Origin of the sequence: Cellulomonas denverensis, from assembly GCF_012396125.1 — a bacterium.
Lineage (GTDB): Bacteria > Actinomycetota > Actinomycetes > Actinomycetales > Cellulomonadaceae > Cellulomonas > Cellulomonas denverensis.
The window spans coordinates 446,242-465,502 of the sequence record NZ_JAAXOX010000002.1; the positions used below are offsets into that span (position 1 = coordinate 446,242).

The following is a 19,261-nucleotide window of genomic DNA, read 5'->3' on the forward strand; positions in this document are numbered from 1 at the left end:
TGGCCGCGAGTTCATGCATCCAAGTCTTGGTGCGCGTCTTGACCCTGTTTCGCTCACCCTTTGCCATGCCACCGAACAGCCCCATGACGATCTCGTGAGCTTCCGAGTCAGGGTCTACCTGCCCACCAACCTCTGGTACCCACAGCGCGATCCCGTGGTGGGTGAGCAGGGGAAAGGTCAGGCCGAACTGGTTCCCGTAGAACGCGCGCTGCGGCTCACCGACGACAACTCCGTCGAACGCTCGGGTTGAGCTCGTGAGGTCCTGGAGGAGGCGTGACGCTTCGGGACGACGCTTCCATGGGATGCTGCGCGACTCGCCTACATCGAAGTACTCCGTGACGATGCGGTGGCCGAGTGGTTCCACCAGGTCGCGTGCCCGTCTGACCTGCCAGGCGCGTGACGCCGCGGGGTCCTGGGTGTCCTCGGTGGAGCACCGGCCGTAGAACGCAAGATCCATGCTGACTCCCTCACGCCGCCAGGTCGCTGGCAGCGTCGACCGTACCGGCGAGATCGCGCGCATGTACTGCGACCAGCAGCGCAACCAAGGCGCGCGCGACGGCGGGGGGACGGTCGCCGTCCTTGACGGTTGGAAGCGTCACTCGGATCGGGTCCGCGGGGTGGAACGGGAGAACGGGGGCCAGTTGTCGCCTTGCCTCGCTCATCAGCGTCGACCGGCCGTGGGGTGCTTCGCAGGCATAAAGCAATCACATCACATCGGTCCCACACGATTGCGAGGGGTGAGTGCGGCAGGTGCCTTATTGGCACGCTGGCGTGCTAAACGGGGCGCCCAAGCGTCGAATGTGAGCAGGGGGGTGCCGTATCCGTGCGGCTCGAGCCATTGTGTCGCTGGCCCGGCGACTGCGCGAATCTGACGGTCAAGGCGATGGGCGCTGGGCTCGCGCAGTTCGGCCAGGGTGCTTCATTCGCGAGTTGGGCGTCGCGGTGGCGACGCCAGCAGTGCATGCCGACTTCGCTGCTCATTCCGCCCACGCCAGTGGCTCCGAGCCGGGACAGCGATCACCGCGCCGGATCAAGGGCGTCGTCGGCACCTGCCGCGCTCGACGCCACCCGTGAAAGCCGCACCCGGGCACCTAGAAGCGGCGGTGTCCGGGACCGTACAAACCCACCGAATCGCGCAGTTGCGCCGCGGGTGTGGTCCGGTTGGATCGCCCAGCTCCGCGGTGCTTACCCTTCATCTCCCGAACTGACCTGGCGTGGGCTCCGCGCTCACGGTTGTACATCCTCTCGGCCCCCACAGAGACCCAGAGTCGCTGAAACCGTGCTACGGGACCCATCCGCCTGCCACCATGGCGAGGACAGTCAGGAGGAACACCGTGGATCTCGACCAGATGGCGACAGGTTGGCCGTTCCTGATCGCGGCAACCCCTGGCATCGCCTACGCCGGCACACGCGGCTACGCGCGCGGGATGGCAAACGCTCATACGTCGATCGCGTCGCGCATCGGCGAGGGCTTGGTCGCCGCGATCGTGTTCGATCTCGTCTACATCCTGCTGCTAGGCGACTGGCTGATCGACACCCTCGGCGCTACTGCGCTCCAAGCCAACCCGCGTGGCGCCGCGCTGGCGGTCCTCGTGTTCGGGCTCGCGATCCCCGCGGCGGTGGCTTGGACGCTGCACCAAGGGCACGTCTGGAAGACGCCCTCGAAGGGCGTACTCCCTCCGCTCGTGAACCGGGGACGGCGAGCCCGTATAGCAGTCGCCGGGTGGACCGCATACACCGGGCGGATCGTGCGCCGGTTCAGCTCGATCCCACGCGCGTGGGACTTCGCGCTCCCGGACCGTGGTGGGACGTTCGTGCGGATCGAGACCGCTGGCGGCAGGTTCCTAGGCGGATACTTCGCGGAGAACAGCTTCTTCAGCACGTACCCCGAGCCGCAGGACATCTTCGTGGAGTTGCAGTACCGCATCTCGGACACCGGCGAGTTCGGCGACCCGGTGAAGGACTCGCTGGGCTTCTGGTATTCGTTCGCGCCAGGTGACACCATCGAGTGGATCGCCCGATCTGCCCCAGAGGCGCCGATCAAGGAGGAAGCAGATGAGTGACGCCACACCCCCGCCGCCTGGTCGCCGAGTGGAAGGTGGGCGGGCGCCCGTGAACCGGGTGAGGATCGAGGAGGGCCAGCGCGGTGCTTCGCCCATCCCTGCGGCGAGCCCGACTCCGCCGCCCACGGGGAAGCCGACCGGCGGTGCCGGTTCGTCGTCTGGGAACAACAGCACGTCCAGCAACGGGTAGCACCTGGGATCCGGAGGGGATGAGCTCGACTTCACGTTTGGACATCTCGAGGGGCGCCTCGACGTTGAAGGCGACGGCGTCCAGCATGCCGATGCCCGTGGTTGCCAACGTCGGCAGGTCCCGCCCGCGACCAATTCCTCGACGGACTCGGCGGGTCGATGCAGCGCGTCTCGCCCGGTGCTTCCTCTGTACACCTGAGGAGGCGGCGCGGGGCGTATTGGGCTCCTACCGCGGGCTCCTAGCAGCGGCTCACGCGCTTAGGCGTGAAAGTTCAGTTCCGACTCCCGCGGAGGCGCCGGAGCAGGTCCAGGTAGTTGCGGTAGACGTCCTCACCCAGGTCAAGTGACAGCTCCGCCGGCCACCCCCTGGGTCTTCTCTGCCTCCCGCCCCGCGGCTCACTCATCGGTCCATCGGTGAGCCATCGCCAGGAATCGCCGAACTCGAGCACGGCGACGCACGCGGCGACGGTGATGGGGTCGAAGACCGTCGCAGGATCAACCCTCGGGTCGTCGACCTCTACCTGGTCAAATGGACCAGAACCCGACGCTATCGCACCCCAGATCAGACTACGCAGACTTGCCGCATTCTGCGGATCGGACGGTCGCCGCGAGGCGACTGCCCTGAGACTGGACAGGCGTCGGTCCTCGTTCGGGTCTGTGGATCGGACCGTCTGCACCGCGCGAGCAAGCAACTCGACAGGCAGCTGCTCACGCGCGCAGATGATATGGAGAAGAGTGGCCGCATCGTCTGCCCGGAGCGCTATTGACATCTCCGTGCGTTCAACGGCCTCGCTGCTAACGCCGTCTAGCCAGGCGAGGACTGCGGCAGTCGACTCCGATTCGATCTCTGGAGGCGGTCCGCCCCCGGCGGTTCGCCCAAGCAGGGCACAGGCGAGCCAGAATGGATCACCAACGGCTCGGAAGCCGCGCTCGGCTTGTATCAAGTTCTCGTGGGCACCAGGGCGTCCAAGGAAAGTCCCGAGTATGCCAAGCGATAGTTGCGTCCAATGGGCGGTCGCGAGATGCCTGGCCCAGATATCAGCGTCGACGCCCGCGGGTGCAGGGTCGTCCGCACGGGCGCTCCTAATCTCTACTTGTTCGCTGAGTGCTTCAACGTCTCGACGAAGGCCAAGCGGGCGAATTGACTTCTCCACCTAAATCGCCTTTCGAATGTTCGAAAGCTGCGCGGCGGGAATGGCGGTCGGGTTCGTCAGGGTCCGTGTCGGCGTGCCCGAGAGATCGAGGATCGTCGCGCGCACGACCTGCATCGGCGGCACGAGGAGCTTCGCAGTTACCTCGCCTTGTTTCCAGAACGCGTTGAAGCGTGGGTAACTATGGTGGTCGCGGATGTCCTCGGCCACGCCGCTAATGTGCCACGATGGGACGCCGAGAGTGATAACCCAGCCTTCGAAAACGACGCCACCGGTCTTTCCGTTTCGCGTCGCGAAGCGGACGGCGGTCTCCCATGCACGGAAGGGGCGGAACGCGCCGCCGGCGTTCGCGAGGTTGCGGGTACCCGCGGTGAGGGAGACGAAAGGACTGTTGGCGCCGTAGGTCGCATAGTCAGTGACGTGACCGTAGAGCGCTGGCTCGCTCAGCATCGGAAGGAGCGTCACGAGTGGGGCGTTTGGGTTCGACCGCAGATTGTTGCTTAAGATACCGGTCCGGAAGATGCTGGCTATATCGAGGGGCCCCAGGCCACTGATCCCCTTGTAGTACTCCTGGACGAACAACGGGCCTCCACTCGCGCGGCCTCTGCGTCTTCTCGCGCCGCATCCTAGAACCTACCGCTCCGCGGCCGCGCTCGGGCAGAGTTTCATGGCGACGACTCACCCCCAGTAGGGCTGCGAACCCCCGTCGAGGCAGTTCGGTACGGGTCGACTGATCTCGCCCCGGCTTGCGGCAGGCGCGCCACGGGTGCCCAGCGGCGCAAGGGGAGGTCGAGCGACCAGCACTCCACGTGGGCGACATCGATCGGCACGGGGGCATGCATCGCCGCGAGCCGCATCCCTGCTCCACGATGTCGGGCTCGCCTACGCTGCGAACGTGAACGCTGCTCCTCGTGGTTACCACGAAGACCCCGCCATCATGTTCCTGCACCGGAGCATCGGCGGGTACATCACGATGTTCTCCGAGATGACCGCCTCCATGCGACAGCAGATCGGCGCGTATCTGGCACCGGTCGACGTCGAGTTCCCGATCTCTGACCGTTTGCTCGATGTCCTGTTCGCGTCGATGACGGCCAAGCCGATCGTCGATGCGTTCTTCTCGCTCTCGACCGAGGTTGGCAAACTCGATGCCGATGAGGCGGCGATCCGGAACCAGCTTCGACGGCGGGTCAACGAGCATCTTGCGTTCCGGAACGACCTCGCCCACGCGGAGTGGAGCATCGGCTGGCAGGACGCCGACACCGGGGAGAGGCTCCCTCCTGCCGCGTTGAGGATCAAGAGTTCTGAGGGCGTCCCCCGGCTTCAGGACGTCGGCATCTCGTCACAGGTCATCGGCTCGCACATCGATGAGGTCAACCAGCTTCGGCGACTCGTCATGGTGTTCGGGCGCTGCTGCCGGGCTCGGCAGCGCGGCCACGATGTCCGGCTGTTCGACCTACTTGCAGTCGGGCCGGAGGGGATGCCAGTCGAAGGCTCCGCCGAGCCAGGTGACTCCACAAGCTAGATTCGTTGGCTCGACGCGAGCAAGTGCTCAGCCACCGGCCGACCAACACATACTCGGCGCGGTCGAGCGCGCGTCCGTCGATCGCGAAGCGCTCGCGATGGCGTCGTCGGCCGATGCGAACTGCGGCAGCGATAAGCTGCCAGCACAGTTAAGGAAGCTCCCCTACGGCCGACCAGGCGTTCGAAGCCCGAACGGCTCATCTGGACAGGATCGCGTCGCTCAGCCTCGAACACGAACTCTGGGCGCTCGCCCGAATCTCCGAGCCTACAGCCCCGCTCTCAGAGCTAGGAGTCGCCGGCGTCACCCCAGAACCCGGTGCCGCCCCAGCGGCGGGTGGGGGCAACTGAGCGCGGAACGCGCACGTACGTCAGCGACGTCTTCGCACTTCTCACCGTGCTCGATGGCCGGCTTGAGGCATGTCACCGTGCGTGATCACGAGGACACCTGCGCTCATAGAGCGCGCTCTCGTTCGATCGCGCGATATAGCGACGACCGTCCCACACCGAGAGTGCGGGCGACGGACACGACGGACTGTCCCGCGTCGATCAACTGGCGGGCCGCCGCGAGGCGCTCAGCGTCGACCACAACCGGGCGCCCACCCACGCGACCACGTGCCCGCGCCGCCGCGAGACCGGAAAGAGTCCGCTCAACGAGTACCTCGCGCTCGATCTCCGCCAAAGCGGCGAACAATCCCACAAGCAGTTTCCCCGTTGCTCCGGCGCCGGTGTCGATCCCCTGGGTAAGCGAGCGGAGGTAGATCTCACGCTGGGCCAGGTCGTCGGCGAGGACGACGAGTCCGCGGATCGTTCGCCCGGCGCGGGAGAGCTCAGTCATCACGATCGTGTCGTCGGCGCGCGCGTACGCGAGCAACTCGTCCCACTGCGGGCGAGACATTGCCTTCCCGCTCACGCCGTGGTCGACCCAGATGCGGTCGCACCCGGCGGTCTCGAGGGCGTCGACCTGCCGTTGCGGGTCCTGGTCGCGGGTGGACACCCGCGCGTAGCCGAGAAGCGCCACCGGTCACCTCCATTGCACCGGTCGTTCGCCGGCGCTCAGCGATCGGTGTACCGCAATCGGCCCGTCCGAGTCCCGCAAACGGTGAGGTCGACCCATCCGGGTCAGTTTCTAGTCGGTCACGAGTTCCGGGACACGTACTGACGCTTGATCATCCGACGGAGGGGCGAGTCGAGCGGCTGTCACGACATCGGTCGTTTGTGGGAACGCAGTGTCGGACCCCCGCCCTACCGTCGTTGGTGTCAGACCCCCGCGAGGAGGGAGGTGATGACTATGGGGAAGCCGTCGAAGGCCGCGCTGTCGAAGGCCGGGTCGACGCTCGCGTCGAGCGGCTCGAGCAAGGGCGCGAAGTCGAAGGCCGGCTCTACGCTCGGCAAGGGCTGATCGGTGGCGGTGGGCTGCGTGCAGAGGCCACGGTCCACCGCCACCCCTCCTCGCCGACGTCTCGGCTCACGACGACCGTCGAGCGTGCCGATGCAGTTCCCGTGCCACTCAGCGCGTTGTTCGAGGGCGTCGTGCTCGACGCCACACGGGACGATCTCGCGCCTGGGATCGAGTGGGTCAACGTCCACCGTGCGCGACCGCGACTCGCACTCCGATGCCCCGCCTGCGGCGCCGGCGTCCATGCGAAGGTCTCGCCAGCGCCGAGGCGCATGCGCTACTTCGCGCACGACGCTCTCGACAGCAACTGCGCGCTCAGCGGTGAATCACTTGCCCACAGACTCCTGAAGGTCGAGCTCGCGCACGCGATCCGAGCCGCCGGTTGGGACGCCCAGCTCGAAGTCCCGGGCGAAGGCTGGCGTGCTGACGTGCTCGCGAGCCACCCGGCGTCGTCGCGGCGGATGGCATGGGAGGCGCAGCTCTCGGGGCAGACTCCCGATGAGACCGTCGAGCGCACCGCGAACCCAAACCGAGCAGGCGTCGCGGTCTGCTGGGTTAGCGACAAGCGTGCCTCCTGGCTCGGGAGCGCGCCTGGTGTGCGCATCCAGCGCGACGACGACGGCCTGCGCGTCGTCGAGGGGCATGCTCGCCTCCAGGCGTTCTGGTGCATGAACACCAAGAGGTGCGACGACTTCGTCTTTGGGCATGGCGGCGGGCCGTGCGACGGTCACGGGAGGTGGTCAACACCCGACTCGATCCTGCTATCGACCTTCGTCGGGTACGTGCTGCGAGGGCAGGTTCGCCCACACCACGCCAGGGTCCAGCGGAGGGACGAGATTGGACCTTGGGTGTGGACGACGCCCGCTTACCTTCAGCTCGCCGCCGAGCTGTCCAGAGCGCAGGACCGACGTGACGTTTGGCGGCGCCGTCAGGATGAACTTCGCGACGAGCACGAGCGGAACATCCTGGCGCTGCTCGATCGGCAAGAACAGCTCCGGCGGCCAGTCACCGACTGGATGCTCCGTGAACGTGGCAAGCAAGTCGTCGTCGCCGACAAGGAGCGCAGCCCTCGGTGGGCGATGGGCGTGCCGGTGCACTTCGGTCAAGAGGTCCTGGGGGTCATCTCTCCGGTCGCGAGCAGAGTCGATGACGTGGCACACCGGCTCGCGGGGGTGACGCTCTTCGCACAGTCGAACGCAGAACGCGACCGCATCGTCAGCGCAACGAGACGTCGACTGGAGGTAGTCGTCCTGCCGCCCGGGGGCTCCACCCCGAAGCCCGTGTGAAGGGGCATTTACGCGGGTTCCACTGGCAGGTCGAGCAGAACGTCACGTCTCGGCGACCTCCGTGCCCGGAGTGCTGACGCGTCGGCACCGGAGCGCAATGCCATCGGGTCGGCAAGCGTGCCGTCCCCGCTTGGGGACGGGTTGTGGGTCCGGGTGGGGGTGTCACCGGTGTCACCCCCCCGGGGGGTGTCATGGGTGACAGGAGGGGGTGTCGCCCGCGTCGGGAGGGGGACTCGGCCGTTTGCGACACGGTCAACCGTGATCACCCTCGGAGGCGGCCCGCGGAAGCGGTGACGGCGGAACCAGGGAGGACCCCCGAGGCAGATCACGTGCTCGTGCTCCAGGTGCGACGGGCGCCTCAGGAGTGAACTCTGCAGGGCACCTGATGCTCTCCACCGAGCGGCAGACCACTACTCTCCCGGCACGACAGTCACCGTCCGTTTCGGAGAGCCGACCGATGCTGCCGTCCTTGCCGACTACGAGCGCAGGTTCTTCCCGGCACGTGACGGTGAGCGCGTGTATTCGGACCCAAGGCTCGCCATCCCGATGCTGACCGAGAGCGTCGCCGCACCGCGACACGCGTACACCTTGGTAGCGGTCGATGAGAAGACTCAGGACACGATCGGTTTCGCCGCTACGCGGCCGTACTCGCTACCCGGGATCGACGTCACCGACGCCGCACACATGAACCTGCAGTACCTGGCGGTGGACCCCTCACATCGTCGTCGCGGCGTTGCGAGCGCGCTCGTGGCAGAGGTCGAACGCATGGCTCTCGCTGACCGTCAGAACGTCGTGCTCGCGCATGCACCGGATGATGCGGTCGCTTTCTACCGCAAGATCGGCTGGGAGGTTGTCCCAGAGGGTTTCGGCTACGGGTGGCTTCCGTACGCGTCGCACCTCCTCGCGGACATCGCCGACCCCGATGAGGGCTTCCCACACATGGCCGCGAAGGTGTTGAGGCCGCGCGCCGTCCGGCACGCCTTCCACTTCCCGATCGTTCAGGACCGGCCGATGCTCGATGCCGGCGCCGAGCTCCTGCGGATCATCGAATCCGGGACGATCGACATCCGGGACTTGGATCCAGTCACGCGAGAGACTCTCGAGATCGCGCGTCGCGGTCCTGCGCCCCGCCAGCTGCTCGACTTCGTCGACGCAGTGGCACGGCGATCCGGCCGGTGACGGGGATCAGTCGACGCCCTGGTCCGAACACGGAACCTGCTCCCGCGGGCAGGCGGCGCCAGACATCACCGGCGCCGTTCGAGACGTCCTTCGGTGAGTACGTCGCGATAGCGACCGTGCTCAGGTGTTCCCGGGGCTACTCAGGTGTACGCCCGCAAGTAATCGAGCACCTACCGGCCGAGCGGGGCGAGGGTCCACTCGTTGTCCTCCTTCGACCCTCCGAAGTCGAGACCCTGAGACCAGCTCTGCGGCTACCCGCGCCAGCCGCGACGCACGCCACGAGCACACCGCGCAGCACCTCTCACCCATGCCCGGGACGGCCACGCGCAGCTGATGAAGTGTCAGGCCGCCGTGACCAGGCTAGATCTGGTCCCCGAGCAGTTCGCGGACTCAGAATCCGCGCCTGGAGCAGCGCATCGGGCACGTCCAGCTCGTTCAGAACGCCCTGGTTTGTCGACTCACCGACGACCGCGCCGAGCATCATCGCCCGCTCGTTCCCGTGGTGAGTCGTAAGAACGTCGAGCGCGGCGTAGAACCGGGGGGCACCTTCAGGAGGTCCGCTGCTCGCTTCACCTCCTAGTGGAGCAACGCGCTGGCGGCCGTCTCGACTGCGTGCGCGAGGAGCTCCATGCGGGCGCGCGCTTCGTCAGCGACTCAACGCCCGAGCTCGATGCCGGCGGCCGTCGTGACGCCCGTGAGAAGCAGGATTCCGTGTTCGGCTGCGATCAGGTCGACGGTTGCGACGACGGCCTGGCGTCCCGGCGACCGCGCCGGTGGGATTCACGTCGATCTGGGCAATGTCCAGCATCTTCGAGCGCATAGACAACGCGCAGAGCGCGTCAGGAGGCGAGCCGCGCTCGATTGATGCGACTCCTGGGCCAGTTGCAGCACGGCCGCGGCGTGTTTGGGTCGTGACGGTCGACCCGCGGGCACCTAGGGTATCGCCCATGGGTGTGAGCATCGAGGATCTGCAACTCGTGTGGCCGCGGGGTCTATTCGTTCGAGAACTGCAAGCATCGTCGCGTCGAGGCGAAGATCCTTGGGGCGGCGCGACTTACTCGCAGCAGATGCTAGACCTCCTCTTCAGCGAGGCGTTCTACGACCAGTCGGGCGCTGAGTGGCTGACCGCTGCACGGCAGTCTGGGGAACTCGAAGCGCTTCTTGCCGAAGTTCGCGCAGACGCGTCGCGTGTTCCCTTCTTTACGCGCCCTGTCTTGTACCGGGACCGGAAGGGTCGCGCGCCGGCATTCACCGAGAAGCCACGGCTGACGTTCGCCCAGGTGCGCGATAGGCTCGACGAGCTCTTCAGGGAGCTGGACGGTGCTGGGTACTTTGACAGCGCACTTGGAGAAGACTGCGTTGACACGGACAACGATCATGGAAAGCGTGGTCGCGACCGCCTCTCAGACCTCATGGGAACCGACGAAGAGTGGCCGCCGAACCTGAGCACCTCAGACGAGGACCATACATACACGGTTGTGGAGGCCCTCCATGTTCTGGTCGCTCGCCCTCGAACCCGGAACTATCACAGCTACGGACGAGAGTGGCACTACTCCGATTTCGACAGAGGGGCGGGCCAGACAGTTTATCGATGGCGGGTGAACGCGCTGCTCGAGCAGACGGACACGCTCTTGCGGATCGACCCTGCAGGTGTGCTCGTGGAGACGACGGGAGACCCACGCGACGAGCTGCTGGAGACGCTTGCTGCCGATACGTCCGCGCCCTCACGGGACGCGCTCGCCCATGCGATCGACACATTCCGGCGGCGCGGGGCCACACGTGCCGACAAGCGGTCCGCCGTCGTTGCGCTGGCCGGGATCCTCGAGACCAATCGCGCACTCCTGAAAGAGAACCTCTTGCGGAAGGACGAAGGGGCCCTCTTCGAGATCGCCAACACGTACGCGCTCCGTCATCACCGAGCAGACCAACGGCCGGACTATGACGACGCCTACCTCGACTGGATCTTCTGGTGGTACCTCGCGACCGTCGCCCTAGTGAAGGAGCTGCTCACGCGGCAGGCTGGAGAAGCACCGCAGCCGTAACGGCACGTCACGTCGCGGGCCCGACCCTGGCGCCGTTGCCCAGCAGGCCCCCAGCCAGAAACGCCGAACGGCCCCTCGTCGTGGCCACCATTCGGAAGTCGCCGGCTCACCAGGCATCAGTCGAGACCGCACAACTCGGTCTGAACACCAAGGACTGCCCTGCTGGCTCTCGCGTCCCTGCTGACATACACGCCAGACTCTGCCCATGGCATCGCCCCTGAGCCCCGCGATCATGCTTGCCACGTCGATGCACGCCCAGCCCGGGACCTACGCTGCGCTGCTCGGCTCGGGTGTCTCGCGGGGCGCGGGCCTTCCGACGGGATGGGACATCGTTACCACCCTCGTCGGGAAGGTCGCTGCGCAGATGACGACGGACGAGGCCGACCACGTGACTGCCGCTTCGGACGACCCCGAGGCGTGGTGGCTGGAGCAGTTCGGCACCACGCTCGGCTACTCCTCGTTGCTCGGCGAGCTCGCACCAGCCCCCGCGACCCGTCAGGGGATCCTCGAGGGGTTCTTCGAGCGCCCCCTCGAGCGACGACGACTCCGACTCGCAGGCCATCGAGCCATCCAGGGCGCACCAGGCGGTCGCCCAGCTCGCGAAGCGCGGCACGGTCCGGGTGATCGTCACGACGAACTTCGACCGGCTCATGGAACAAGCGCTGTCGGCAGCGGGAGTCTAGCCGCAAGTAGTCTCCCGGCCGGACGCCGTCGCCGGGATGAGGCCGCTCGCTCACGCGCCGGCCACGGTCATCAAGCTCCACGGCGACTACAAGGACGTCGAGTCGCTAAACACCGCCGAGGAGCTCGCCACCTACCCCGACGCGTGGCGCACGCTGCTCGCGCAGGTGTTCAACGAGTACGGCCTTGTCATCTCGGGCTGGAGCGCCCAGTGGGACACGGCTCTCGTCCACGCGATCACCAGCGCGCCATCGCGCCGGTACCCGCTGTACTGGGATGCGCGCTCGTCGAACGGATCGCGGGCCGCTCAGATCCTCAGCGCTCGCCAGGGCCACCGCCTGCCTGGCTCGGACGGCGACGAGACGTTCGTTGCCCTGCTCGACCACCTGGTGACGCTCGACCGCCTGGCCGAGCCGCAGCTGTCCACGGCGCTGGCCGTCGGACGGCTGAAGCGGTGGCTACCCGACCCGCTGCACCGGATCGACGTCTATGACCTCGTCATGCGTGCGATCCCGCTTGTCGAGGAGGAGATAGCCAGCACTCCCACGTTCGGGGCGTTCGCCTCACCTGAGGTCGGGCAGGGGGCGGTGGACCGGCTGCCCCAGGCCACAATGCCTCTACTGCACCTGCTCGCCCACGGCGCGTTCCACGACGACGGAACCCACGACGCCCTGTGGATCGAGGTCGTACAGAGACTCATGGATGCCCGCACGCTTCCCGCGGGCATCTATGACCCCGCTTCCTGGGGCCTGCACCACTACCCGGCTGTCGCCGCGTTCTACGTCCTGGGTATCGCGGCTACCGCTCAGCAGCGCGACGAGTTCTTCATCAAGCTCGCAGAGACGCCGACCTGGAGGTCTCCCCACGGGAGAGATCCGATCCCGGCGGTCCTGGCCCTCCACCCCGGCCGCGTCCTCGACCACCACCAGCTCAACGCCCTGCCCTGGGCGACGAGCCAGTCGCAGGGCGGCTGGCGATACCCAGCATCCCACTTGCTGCGCGACGTGCTGCGACCCGCTCTGGTTGACGTGATCCGACCCGGAGCGCTCACGATGCTTTTCGACGACATGGAGTACCGCCAGGCAGCGCTCCAGTACATCCGCCCGAAGGAGTCCAGGGAGAACTGGCCCTACGTCGGGGAGTACATCCTCAGGGGAAGCTGGCGCGACGACGCTCCGGACGTCGAAAAGCGCCTGCAGACGGTCCTCAACTCTGGATCGCAGGGCTCATCCGCGTGGCAGCGCCGGATCGGCGCTCGCGGCGGCATCGACGACACGCAGCCGCTCGTGGAACTGCGTAGGGAGCTCGCGGCGTTTGGAGGCTTCTAGCGAGTTCGACCAGCGCCGAACGGCACACCCCGGTACGTCGCAGCCTTCTGTCTTTGAGCCGGCTGCAATCCGGCAGGTGCGGTGCTATGGCTGCGTTCGAAACCGTGATCGCACTCCTGCGCTGAACTGCGGAAACATTGAGGGCGACCCCGGTGGAGTAGACCAGGGTCGCCCTCAGGCCGCTGTCTCAACGGTCCCGTACCGGACGATCACGCGTCCGGAAGTTCTGGGCCAGTCTACGCGGTATGCACTGCACCGCCGCCATCTGGGCGGCAGCGGCGTGACCAGCCACGGGCGACACGCTCACGCCGATAGCCTTGTGCCATGCCCAAGGCGTTAGCCCTGAACGAGATCCGAAGCCGCGCGGCGAGTTTCGCCCTCGACTGGAGTGACTCCCCCGGCGACGAACGCCAAGACGCACAGAGCTTCATCCGAGACCTGCTCGGGGTGTACGGCATCACGAAGACGCGTGCCGCACTGTACGAGAAGCGCGTGACTCGGGCGTCGACTGCAGGCCGCGGCTACATCGACGCGCTCGTCCCCGGGGTTGCCGTCATCGAGATGAAGTCTGCCGGGCGAGACCTCGAGCAGGCCGAGCGTCAGGCGCTGGACTACCTCGACGCTCTCACCGACGCCGAGATGCCTCGATGGGTGATCACCAGCGACTTCCGGCAGATGCGCGTGCTCGATCTCGACGCGCCGGCTGAGGTCGAACCGCTCGCGGAGTTCCCGATCAGTGAGTTCGCGCTCAACGCGGACCGGCTCGCGTTCTTCGCCGGGTACGGCGTGCGTCAGTTCGGCTCCCAGCATCAGGAGCAGGCGTCGATCGACGCCGCGCGGCTGATGGCTGGCCTCTGGGAGGAACTCGAAGGCACGGGTTACTCCGACCACGAGGCGTCGGTGTTCCTAGTTCGAACGCTGTTCGCGCTGTATGCCGACGACGCTGGCGTCTGGGAGCGAGACCTCTTCTACGAGTTCCTCGAGACCCGAACGGCACAGGACGGTTCGGACCTCGGCTCGCAGCTCTCGTTCTTGTACCAGGTCATGGCGCGGCGCCCAGAAGAACGGCAGCGCAACCTGGACGCGCTCATCGCCCGGTTCCCCTACGTCAACGGCGGGGTCTTCAACGAGACACTGAGCATCCCCGCCTTCGACGCGTCGATGCGCGGCCGGCTGCTCGCCGCGTGCGAGTTCAACTGGTCCGCGATCAGCCCAGCGATCTTCGGATCGCTGTTCCAGGCGGTGAAGGACAAGCGTGCACGTCGTGAGCTGGGCGAGCACTACACGACCGAGACGAACATCCTGAAGGTCATCGAGCCGATGTTCCTCGACGACCTCCGGGATCGCTTCGCGCACAGCCAGCACGACGCGAAGGCTCTGCGGAGGCTCCGCACCGACATGGGGAAGATGCGCTTCCTTGACCCCGCGTGCGGGTGCGGCAACTTCCTCGTCGTCGCCTACCGAGAGATGCGGTCACTCGACCTTCAGGTTCTCACCCGACTACAGGAGCTCGGTGGCCGTGAGGCCGCAGCCGGGATGCTCTTCGATACCGGAGACCTCCCGGTGCGTCTCGAGAACTTCCACGGCATCGAGATCGAGGAATGGCCTGCTCGCATCGCGGCCACAGCCCTCCACCTCGTCGAGCATCAAGCCAACCAGGCGATGGAGCTCGCACTCGGCGTCGGCCCGGACACGCTGCCGTTGGAGAAGGTCGACACAATCCACGCGAACGAGAGCGCCCTGACTCTCGACTGGACGGGGATCGTGCCTCCCACGGAGAACCTCTACATCTTCGGGAACCCCCCGTTCCTCGGTCACGCAACTCGGACACCCGAGCAGGCCGACGAGCTCCGACTCGTCTGGCACCGCGACGACATTGGACGGCTCGACTACGTCACCGGTTGGTACGCGAAGGCGCTCCAGCTCTTCGCCAAGCCCGGCTATGCCGGCGAGTTCGCGTTCGTCTCCACCAACTCGATCACGCAGGGCGAGCCCGTCCCCGCGCTCTTTCGGCCCGTGCTCGACGCAGGCTGGCGCGTAAAGTTCGCACACCGAACCTTCGCGTGGACGTCGGAGGCACCAGGCGCAGCCGCCGTGCACTGTGTTGTGGTCGGCTTCGACAAGCACCGGCGTCGGCCCGCGTGGCTCTTCGACTACAAGACGCTCCGGGGTGAGCCCGAGCGGCACGCGGTGGCCGAGCGAATCAACCCATACCTCGTCGACGGCCCGAACGTGCTCATTGAGCAGCGTCGTGAGCCGCTTTCACCTCATATGCCCGCCGTGACCATGGGCAGCATGCCGCGAGACGGTGGGCACCTGATCATCGGCCCAGACGAGTACGCCGAGGTTGCCGCCGATCCGTATGCGGCGAAGTACCTGCGCCGCTTCATCATGGGCAAGGAGCTCATCAACAATCTCCCTCGATGGTGCCTCTGGCTCGTCGACCTCGAGCCGTCCGACGTCCAGCACTCCCCCGTCCTCAGAACGCGCCTCGACGCAGTGCGTGGCTTCCGGCTAGCGAGTCGAGCCGCTTCTACCCGCCAGATGGCCGAGACACCCCACCTGTTCGGGCAGCGGTCACAGCCCGACGTCCCGTACGTGGGAGTTCCGAAGGTCTTCGCGGAGTCGCGACGATGGGCGACGTGCGAGCGGTTGGGCCCAGAGGTCGTTGCTGGCGACAAGGTCTACACGTGCAAGGACCCTGACGGGTTTGCGTTCGCGGTGTTCTCCTCTTCGGCGTTCATCCTCTGGCAGAAGACCGTCGGCGGGCGTCTGAAGTCAGACCCGAGCTTCTCGAACACGATCGTGTGGAACACCCTGCCGATACCGTCCGTGTCGGAGAGCCTGCGGACATCAATCATCGAGGGAGGATCAGCGGTGGTTGAGGCCCGAGGACTCCACCCTCATCGGTCGCTAGCCGAGCACTACAACCCGCTGGCCATGAGCCCCGAACTCCTCCGGGCGCACCGAACCCTCGACACCGCGGTAGATCGGGCGCTCGGCCTCCGGGGTGGTGTCGACGACAACGCACGCCTGAAGGCGTTGTTCACGGCTTACGCGAAGTTCGAGAACCGACCCGCAGAGCTGCATCTCTCGCCCGTGCGACGGTGACTCCGGCGAGGTCTCTCGAGTCCACCGGCCCGGACGCCACCGTCACCGCGACCGGGGTCAGCGCCGGCCCTGCCAGAGCCCCCCCGGTACCGCGCGCGGCGCTCCGCCTCGACGACCAGGTCCTCGCGGCGTCGGGAACCCAGCACCTTGCTCGCGATGCCTCAGTGGGCGATCCGCGACAAGAATCCGCTGCCGCCGGACCTCGCGGATCTCTAGCTGTGGGGTCGAGTTGCGAGTTGAGCCGCCCGTCGAACGCGGCGCAGGGCAGTTCGTGCCCGTCATGGCGTTCCCACGTTGGGGCGAGTGCCTCGAACACGCTACGAGACAGCTCGGCAGACACTGAGCTGAAGGAGGCGAAGGCGAACGCGGCTACAGTCGGCGTCGAATCCTGACCGCCACCACTGAACGAGGGGACGTCATCGACCAGTTCATCGTCGTCCTGTCCTGTCTAGGGGGCTTCGAGATCTGCGGTCGGAACGCGCTCGCTCCGCGCGTCGGGCTCCGGCTCGTGCTCACTCGTCACCTCACCATCCTGGAAAGCCGCACGCGTCTCGCCGCTATCACGACGTAGCCACGTTCTGGCACGATCGCGGACGTGCCAGGTCCCCACGACGCCCGCCCGAGTGCCCACCCGACGAGTCTGATCGCCGTCACCAACGAGATGAGCGCAGCGCTGATCCCGTCGGATCTCTACGTCGAAGGGTTTGAAGAAGCTGCCCTCGAGGCGGGGAACCACCTGTACCTGATTGCGGTCGGCCCGCGAATCGAGCCCGTGTCCGTCATCCCACCACACGACGGATGGAAGCTCAGGACCAGGTTCTACGACCGCGGGTACAGGCCGAGGACCGTGCCAGTTCCTCAAGTTCTGTTTCCCGACGGCGACCTGCGTGTCACCGACTCGGTTCTCTTCCACGTCACGGCCCAAAGTGATCAGCCACTTTCGGCCATTGACGTCACTCGCCGGGTTCTCGCGCACGCCGCTGCCTGCGACTCTGAGCACTTGCGGTCCTGGCAGCAGTACACGATCAGGAAGTTCTTCACCTACCGGGTTGTCTACATAGGCCAGGCATTCGGTCGGAAGAAGCGCCGTTCCGCCGTGAAGCGACTGGCCGACGGACACGAGAAGTTGCAGCGCGTCCTCTCGGAGATCAACGACCTGTATCGCACCTCTGACGTAGGCGTCATCGTCACCGACGCACGCGTCCACGGCAGGGAGCTGAACTTGACACTCGGCCCAGGGAACGCCGACGAATTCGCACAGGCCACCGTGGACTTCATGACGATGTCCTTCGGGCCCCTCGAGAATGAGGGACTGACGATCGACGCTGCCGAAGCCATGCTTATCCGCTACTTTCAACCGAGACTCAACGACAAGCTGCGGGAGTTCCCGCTAAAGGATCGTCCCGGGCTCGTCCAGCCGCTCCTCGGCGCCGGGATCACCCATCTCGGGGTACACCTCGACGTCGCGCAGAGCCGCGCGTTGCTCGCCGATCCCGTGACGAACGAGGCCAGGAGCCGACACAGGTTCGCCATCAACTTGGCTACCGGGGAACGCGAGACCCCGGCGAGCAACGCACCCACCGCCTGGCGTATGTAGGCCACGAGCCAGTAGGAACTCACCGCGCGGGCGACACGAGCCGGCGCCCTGCTCCGCCGCGCATGACCTTCCGCCCGGGCCCGACCTGAGCACGACGGGGAGAGGCGCGCGCCCGGCGCGGCCCGAGCCCAGGACACCCGCCTCGTGGCAAGTGCCCTTGTGCGGGTGTGTAGACCGGAAGCGGATCGCACTGAGGCAAGCTGGTTCGACGCCGTGAGCTCACGCGATAGAGGTGCTGGTACGAACACGCTGCACGGGTCTGACGGCGCTTCATTGTGCCGAGCGGCGGGGTCTTCCACAGAGCGACGGAGCCACTAGCTGTACTAACCCGGTGCGTTGTTGACGCGGTCGACGGGTGTGAGTCCGCCGATGCCAACGTGGGGTCCGTTCAGCTCAAGCCAGGCGGGGATCGGAGTCCGCCAGCCGTGGGACTGCGTGCCGGGCGAGGACCCTCCCAACGGTAGAGCCCGCACCCCGACCTGCTGACTGATCGTGACCAACCCCGCGACGGGTCAGCATCCGCACGATCCGCACCCGGGTCTCCACGCAGGCCCGGGTGTGGCGCGGGTGGCTGCGGACCGCGCTCGACCGGTCGACCAGTCCATCCGCTCCCTCGACGCGGAACCGCCGCCACCATCGCGACGCGGACTGTCGTGAGACCCCCATCTCGGCGGCGACGTGCGCGATCGGACGGCCAGCGGCGATGCGCTGGACCACGGTGAGACTGCCGGCAGGGGTCAGCCGGCCGTTAGCGTGGGGCATGAGAGACCTCCGTTGGTCGGAGTCGGCTCGTAAACGGCTCCAACTCGACCCGGAGGTCTCGCTTCACGTCAACAACGCTCTTGGTCAGTGCGCCTAGAGCATCGAACTCACGTCCCGAAGAACGCCATCTCGCTCACCAACGCGGAACACGACTGGAATTAGCACGCAAGCGTGCCAATTGTTCGCGTCAGCGGGGTGCGCTACTTGCAGCCGGCCCTCATCGATGCGATTCTCTCGACGTGAAACACGCTGCCCGGTCGACTTGGTTCTTGGACGTCGACGGCGTCCTTGGAGTCGAGGATCCGGACCCTCGCGTCCATGCCCGGCACCGGCTTCGAGCCGGCGGCTGGCCAGTAGACGTCTGGGTTGATCCCGACGTTCCCCGCCGTATCGACGAGCTCGTTGATCAGTACGACGTTCGGCTCGTCTGGTTGACGACCTGGTCATGGGACGCCGTTGACGAGCTGGCCCCGCGTCTCTCTCTCGACCCTCGCGCCGAGGTGCTTCCGCAGCCGGAGATGGGAAGTCTGGCGCGGCGTCCAGGCGAGTCGAGCCCCTGGTGGAAGCATGAGCTCGCGCGTCGCTTCGTCGCGACCGAGACGCCAACGGCACTCGTCTGGACCGACGACGACCTAGACGCGAGCGTTCGTGCGGCGTGCGAGCACGAGTGGTCGTTCCGACAGTTCCTGCTTGCCCCCGACGCCCGGATCGGGCTCAGGAGATCGACCTGACGCGGATCGGCCGCTTCCTCGCGTCGCCGAGCTGACATCGGCGTTGGAGACGACGGCATACCCCACCCGCACGGGCCGCTTCCTCGACGGCTAGGGCGGACAGAAGACGACACCGCTTCGGCCGTGGCGATATCACAGCATTCCTTATAGACATCACTCCAATGCACGCCGAGCACGCTCTGGAGGCTTGCCAGGAATGCGCTCAGGGTGCGATCGTTGCGCCA

General features: G+C 66.6%; 13 protein-coding genes and 1 pseudogene. 9 read left to right on the top strand and 5 right to left on the bottom strand.

The window, feature by feature from the left end; translation table 11 throughout:
• Positions 1 to 64: 64 nt before the first annotated feature.
• A pseudogene (locus tag HGA03_RS19690) lies at positions 65 to 520 on the bottom strand (recombinase family protein); the annotation flags it as partial.
• An 814-nt stretch (positions 521 to 1,334) separates the two neighbouring features.
• On the opposite strand from HGA03_RS19690, the gene HGA03_RS06125 reads away from it, so the two are divergent.
• A complete protein-coding gene (locus HGA03_RS06125; protein ID WP_168629341.1) occupies positions 1,335 to 2,063 on the top strand; it encodes a DUF6338 family protein in 729 nt (242 codons plus the stop codon).
• A 1,343-nt stretch (positions 2,064 to 3,406) separates the two neighbouring features.
• Here the strand turns inward: HGA03_RS06125 and HGA03_RS06130 are convergent.
• Positions 3,407 to 3,985, bottom strand: a complete 579-nt coding sequence (locus HGA03_RS06130) for a hypothetical protein (protein ID WP_168629342.1) — start codon at positions 3,983 to 3,985, stop codon at positions 3,407 to 3,409.
• A gap of 313 nt (positions 3,986 to 4,298) precedes the next feature.
• Between HGA03_RS06130 and HGA03_RS06135 the strand changes: the two genes are divergently transcribed.
• Positions 4,299 to 4,925: a hypothetical protein gene (locus tag HGA03_RS06135; protein WP_168629343.1), complete on the top strand. Its 627-nt coding sequence runs from the start codon at positions 4,299 to 4,301 to the stop codon at positions 4,923 to 4,925.
• 450 nt (positions 4,926 to 5,375) lie between these two features.
• Here HGA03_RS06135 and HGA03_RS19290 read toward each other — a convergent pair whose 3' ends face one another.
• Together HGA03_RS19290 and HGA03_RS06145 are read right to left on the bottom strand one after the other, a co-directional pair.
• Positions 5,376 to 5,942 carry a recombinase family protein gene (locus tag HGA03_RS19290; RefSeq protein ID WP_203767694.1) on the bottom strand — a complete coding sequence of 189 codons (567 nt, stop codon included), beginning with the start codon at positions 5,940 to 5,942 and terminating at the stop codon, positions 5,376 to 5,378.
• Positions 5,943 to 6,181: 239 nt separating this feature from the next.
• Positions 6,182 to 6,565, bottom strand: a complete 384-nt coding sequence (locus HGA03_RS06145) for a hypothetical protein (protein ID WP_168629344.1) — start codon at positions 6,563 to 6,565, stop codon at positions 6,182 to 6,184.
• Between the two features lie 27 nt (positions 6,566 to 6,592).
• Here HGA03_RS06145 and HGA03_RS06150 point away from each other — a divergent pair, with 27 nt between their 5' ends.
• The 6 genes from HGA03_RS06150 (at position 6,593) to HGA03_RS06175 (ending at position 17,544) form a co-directional block, all read left to right on the top strand.
• Positions 6,593 to 7,606 (top strand): competence protein CoiA family protein, encoded by a 1,014-nt coding sequence (locus HGA03_RS06150; protein WP_168629345.1) that lies wholly within the window; start codon positions 6,593 to 6,595, stop codon positions 7,604 to 7,606.
• 516 nt (positions 7,607 to 8,122) lie between these two features.
• Positions 8,123 to 8,785 (top strand): GNAT family N-acetyltransferase, encoded by a 663-nt coding sequence (locus HGA03_RS06155; RefSeq protein ID WP_168629346.1) that lies wholly within the window; start codon positions 8,123 to 8,125, stop codon positions 8,783 to 8,785.
• A gap of 947 nt (positions 8,786 to 9,732) precedes the next feature.
• Positions 9,733 to 10,827 (top strand): hypothetical protein, encoded by a 1,095-nt coding sequence (locus HGA03_RS06160; RefSeq protein ID WP_168629347.1) that lies wholly within the window; start codon positions 9,733 to 9,735, stop codon positions 10,825 to 10,827.
• A gap of 719 nt (positions 10,828 to 11,546) precedes the next feature.
• Entirely contained in the window at positions 11,547 to 12,836 is a 1,290-nt protein-coding gene (locus HGA03_RS06165; RefSeq protein ID WP_168629348.1) for a hypothetical protein, read from the top strand.
• Positions 12,837 to 13,160: 324 nt separating this feature from the next.
• On the top strand, positions 13,161 to 15,947 hold the full coding sequence (locus HGA03_RS06170; RefSeq protein WP_168629349.1) for a DNA methyltransferase: 2,787 nt from the start codon (positions 13,161 to 13,163) through the stop codon (positions 15,945 to 15,947).
• A 595-nt stretch (positions 15,948 to 16,542) separates the two neighbouring features.
• On the top strand, positions 16,543 to 17,544 hold the full coding sequence (locus tag HGA03_RS06175; protein ID WP_168629350.1) for a hypothetical protein: 1,002 nt from the start codon (positions 16,543 to 16,545) through the stop codon (positions 17,542 to 17,544).
• Positions 17,545 to 17,937: 393 nt separating this feature from the next.
• Here HGA03_RS06175 and HGA03_RS18785 read toward each other — a convergent pair whose 3' ends face one another.
• Positions 17,938 to 18,306 carry a helix-turn-helix domain-containing protein gene (locus tag HGA03_RS18785; RefSeq protein ID WP_168629351.1) on the bottom strand — a complete coding sequence of 123 codons (369 nt, stop codon included), beginning with the start codon at positions 18,304 to 18,306 and terminating at the stop codon, positions 17,938 to 17,940.
• Positions 18,307 to 18,575: 269 nt separating this feature from the next.
• Here HGA03_RS18785 and HGA03_RS06185 point away from each other — a divergent pair, with 269 nt between their 5' ends.
• The gene (locus tag HGA03_RS06185; RefSeq protein ID WP_168629352.1) at positions 18,576 to 19,037 is read left to right on the top strand and encodes an HAD domain-containing protein; all 462 of its coding nucleotides are present in this window, start codon (positions 18,576 to 18,578) and stop codon (positions 19,035 to 19,037) included.
• Positions 19,038 to 19,261: the final 224 nt, after the last annotated feature.

What these genes read in the sequence shown, in the direction of transcription:
- HGA03_RS06165 (WP_168629348.1), top strand. Translation starts at nt 11,547, where the DNA reads ATGAGGCCGCTCGCTCACGCGCCGGCCACGGTCATCAAGCTCCACGGC.
- HGA03_RS06145 (WP_168629344.1), bottom strand. Translation starts at nt 6,565, where the DNA reads ATGGACGCCGGCGCCGCAGGCGGGGCATCGGAGTGCGAGTCGCGGTCG.
- HGA03_RS06150 (WP_168629345.1), top strand. Translation starts at nt 6,593, where the DNA reads ATGCGCTACTTCGCGCACGACGCTCTCGACAGCAACTGCGCGCTCAGC.
- HGA03_RS18785 (WP_168629351.1), bottom strand. Translation starts at nt 18,306, where the DNA reads ATGCCCCACGCTAACGGCCGGCTGACCCCTGCCGGCAGTCTCACCGTG.
- HGA03_RS06170 (WP_168629349.1), top strand. Translation starts at nt 13,161, where the DNA reads ATGCCCAAGGCGTTAGCCCTGAACGAGATCCGAAGCCGCGCGGCGAGT.
- HGA03_RS06160 (WP_168629347.1), top strand. Translation starts at nt 9,733, where the DNA reads ATGGGTGTGAGCATCGAGGATCTGCAACTCGTGTGGCCGCGGGGTCTA.